Raw genomic sequence first — 3,128 nt, 5'->3', positions numbered from 1 at the left:
CAGAAGCTCCTAGATCAGGAGCAACAGCTGCACATGCATACAAAACAGCAGCTCCAACTCTTAGAGCAAAAAGAGGATATTATTGAGGAACCCGAACCCACCAAAAAGAAATGGTGGCAGTTCTTTAGTTGAAATGTTTTTTGATTGTAACATCAGGCACACAAGTAATCGGTTAACCTGCAATATTTTCCGATATAGCTTACTATCATCATCCTTACAAACTTAAACCCGTGCATGTACTAAACTGACAGCTTATTGCAAATTATTCTGTTGCTCCTTTGCGAGTATATCTATTTGCTTACTGGCATAAATCTTAGCCCTTATATATGAATGTGAGTCCATCATACTTTTTCCCGTCTACTATACGAAAATCTTTTTTTCTTTTGATTTCTTCAAAACCAAGCTTTTTCGCTAATGCTATCATTGGTTTATTCCCTGACCAGGTTTGAGTATAGATTTCTGTCATACCTTTTGAAATTAAATACTTTATTGCAGCATCGAAGGCTTCATAACCATATCCCTTTCCTCTGCAACTTTTTGGCGGAATGTCTATACCAAACGTATACTTTCCTTCATCATCTGTATATGAGTAATCATCATCAATACAGTAACAGCTGATCCAACCAATATACTCACCCGTCCCCTTGACTTCTATCTGAAAAGAATATCTGATATCGTTATCCGTCTTTTGAGCACATCTTTCGGCAAAACTATTGAATTCATCAGCCAACTCTTTGAGCGCACCATCTGTATTAGGTAAATCTTCCTTTTCCCATGGTGCATCCCAATCCTGCCACTCACAATCCTTAGTCCACCATTCAATTCGCTTATCTATATCTTCTTTACAAAAATCCCTAAGGATAAGTCTATCTGTTTCACAAATAGTCATTTATTGTTTCTCCTTTTCCAAGCGGTAATACCTAAAGTCTCCCTCTTCTTTCAAAAACTGAAGCCCTAGACGTTGCTCCTAGGGCTTTTATCATTTCATCAGCAGTTCTGTAAGTTCCGGATTATCTAATGCTTTTTCGACAATCTTTGCTAAAACGCTAGTATATCCCTTTCCCAAAGATTTTGCTTTGCGCACCGCTCTGGGGGATAATCTCAGTGTAACATTCTGTTTTTGGTTATTTTCACGCTCTTCTTTAATAAGCTCCGAAACTCTTCTGAACTGAGCAAGCTCTTCCCTGGAAAGGATCGGATTGTCTTCATCAAATACATACTCCGTATTCTCGGCTTCTTTTAGCATATGCAATTGTTCTGCTGTAAGCTCTGCAGATACATCTATTTTTTTTCTAATAGTTGCCATAATATTCTTCCCTCTCTTCCTTTTCAGCTTTTCTTGCGGATATCATCCGGATTACTTTATCATTTTTTCTCATAGTGTATGAAACAACTATGATCATCAGGTAGCCATTTATGGCCCCAATAACCTTGTAGCGATCTTCATCCTCGCTATGCTTTCCATCATACTTTTCTATACGATAATCATCTGAAAACACGTGTGCTGCGGTAGAAAAGTCTATTTTATGCTTCCTGATATTCTTTTGTTCTTTCTCATCGTCCCATTCAAAAATTAGCTCTTCCATGTCTTTATTATAATGCTTGCAATACAAATTTGCAATGCAATTTCGCAATGCAAGCATTATAAGCAGAACAGAAATTGCTGCGAAGTATGAGCTGCCATTTTTGTTCTGCAGACTAGGGGAAGGCATCGCCTGGGGAGTGTAGCTCCCCATTGAGAGCCCTCGGAGAGCACCCGGTAGATTGATGCTTGCGTCAATCTACCTAGGGTGTTATACTCTGGACAGAGTATAAGCACGAACTGGCGGAGGTACACCCATGGCTTTCAGCTATTCATTTCATCTTTCAAGCAAATCAAATGCGGTATCGACAACTGGAAAAGCTGCCCAGTGTGGACGACATAATCTCAGACTCTATCAGTCTGATAAATATGACAGATCTCAGATTGAGATCCTGAAGGGCAGCGATCACTCCATCATGGACGACATACGGAAGATCTATCATGACGAGTTTGACGAGCCATTAAAAACATATAACGAGCATGTAAGATCTGACAGACGCATTGATGACTACTTGAAACATGTTTCTGATTCCCGTGGTGATGTTGCTGCAGAAATAATCATCCAGGTCGGTGATAAAAACTTCTGGGCCGACAAAACGATGGATCAGAAAAAACAGATGAGCTATATCTTCAAGGATCAGCTCCGCGCCCTGGAGAAACTATGCCCGGAATTTAAAATAGCATCTGCAGTAGTCCATTATGATGAAAAAAGCCCACATATGCACATTGTTGGTGTTCCTGTCGTAGATGGATATCAGAAAGGATTATCGAAACAGGTAGCTAAAACAAAGGTATTTACAAAAGCCAGGCTTTCATATCTGCAGGATGTTATGCGTGAAAACATGGAAAAAGGATTAGAAATGAATCCTGAGCTTTTCAATGGTGTTGATCTGAAACCAAAGGAAAAAGGCAGAAACAAAGATATCCCTAAAGAGGCCATGGATGAATATACCCATGTCAAAGATGAAACTGAAAAGCTCCGGGGCGAAGCTGCTGACATAGATGTCCAGATTCATGAAAAAGAAAAGTACCTGGTCAAACTGAGTGACAACATCGAGGCACTAGAGACTGCTAAAGCAGAGCAAGAACGTGAGCTGGACAAAACAAAGCAGGATCTTTCATCCCAGGAATTAAAACTTAAAAATCAGATAAATGCCTATTCCCTTGTCTCCAACAAAGTGAGAAACAATCCTGCCATCAGCATGCAATTTAAGAACAGTAAGGAGACTGTTTCAGATGGTCTTTTAAAGGGAACCCATGAAGAGTACTTTGTAAAGATTCCGGTACAATCTCCAGAAGAAGGTAAAGAAAAAATAGCAGAAATAAAAGCCCTTTATCAAAAACAATACACTCAAAACGCATTAAAGGACGTTTTTGACCACTTTTCTAAAAATTATGAACTTAAATACAAGGAAAGAGAAAAGGCGCTTAAATCAAAGCAGGATGAATTTGAAGCATATAAGCAAAAGGAGATCGATAAGCTTGGAATCATGCGTACTAAAGCTATAAAAGAATGTGATGCATTTAAAGATCTGGAAGTGGATCT

Annotated in this window: 4 protein-coding genes; 1 reads left to right on the top strand and 3 read right to left on the bottom strand. The window is 39.1% G+C overall.

All coding sequences use genetic code 11. From position 1 onward, the window contains the following. Positions 1-313: 313 nt before the first annotated feature. The 3 genes from J6O61_RS09190 to J6O61_RS09180 all read right to left on the bottom strand — a co-directional run bounded on the left by J6O61_RS09190 (position 314) and on the right by J6O61_RS09180 (position 1,586). Positions 314-889: a GNAT family N-acetyltransferase gene (locus J6O61_RS09190; protein WP_292212226.1), complete on the bottom strand. Its 576-nt coding sequence runs from the start codon at positions 887-889 to the stop codon at positions 314-316. A 90-nt stretch (positions 890-979) separates the two neighbouring features. Further along, positions 980-1,306, bottom strand: a complete 327-nt coding sequence (locus J6O61_RS09185; protein WP_292212224.1) for a BrnA antitoxin family protein — start codon at positions 1,304-1,306, stop codon at positions 980-982. Beyond that, a complete protein-coding gene (locus tag J6O61_RS09180; protein WP_292212223.1) occupies positions 1,293-1,586 on the bottom strand; it encodes a BrnT family toxin in 294 nt (97 codons plus the stop codon). Before J6O61_RS09180 ends, J6O61_RS09185 begins: the two co-directional genes overlap by 14 nt. Positions 1,587-1,839: 253 nt before the next feature. Here J6O61_RS09180 and J6O61_RS09175 point away from each other — a divergent pair. Continuing rightward, the coding region (locus J6O61_RS09175; RefSeq protein WP_292212221.1) for a plasmid recombination protein at positions 1,840-3,128 on the top strand (1,289 nt) is incomplete at its 3' end.

It is taken from the genome of Butyrivibrio sp., assembly GCF_017635265.1.
Taxonomy (GTDB): Bacteria; Bacillota; Clostridia; order Lachnospirales; family Lachnospiraceae; genus Butyrivibrio.
The sequence above is the reverse complement of the archived record's forward strand: the minus strand, read 5'-3'. Positions and strand labels throughout refer to the sequence as shown.

Bases quoted from the DNA above. Each gene is read 5' to 3' on its own strand.
- J6O61_RS09180 (WP_292212223.1), bottom strand. From the start codon at position 1,586: ATGGAAGAGCTAATTTTTGAATGGGACGATGAGAAAGAACAAAAGAAT.
- J6O61_RS09190 (WP_292212226.1), bottom strand. From the start codon at position 889: ATGACTATTTGTGAAACAGATAGACTTATCCTTAGGGATTTTTGTAAA.
- J6O61_RS09185 (WP_292212224.1), bottom strand. From the start codon at position 1,306: ATGGCAACTATTAGAAAAAAAATAGATGTATCTGCAGAGCTTACAGCA.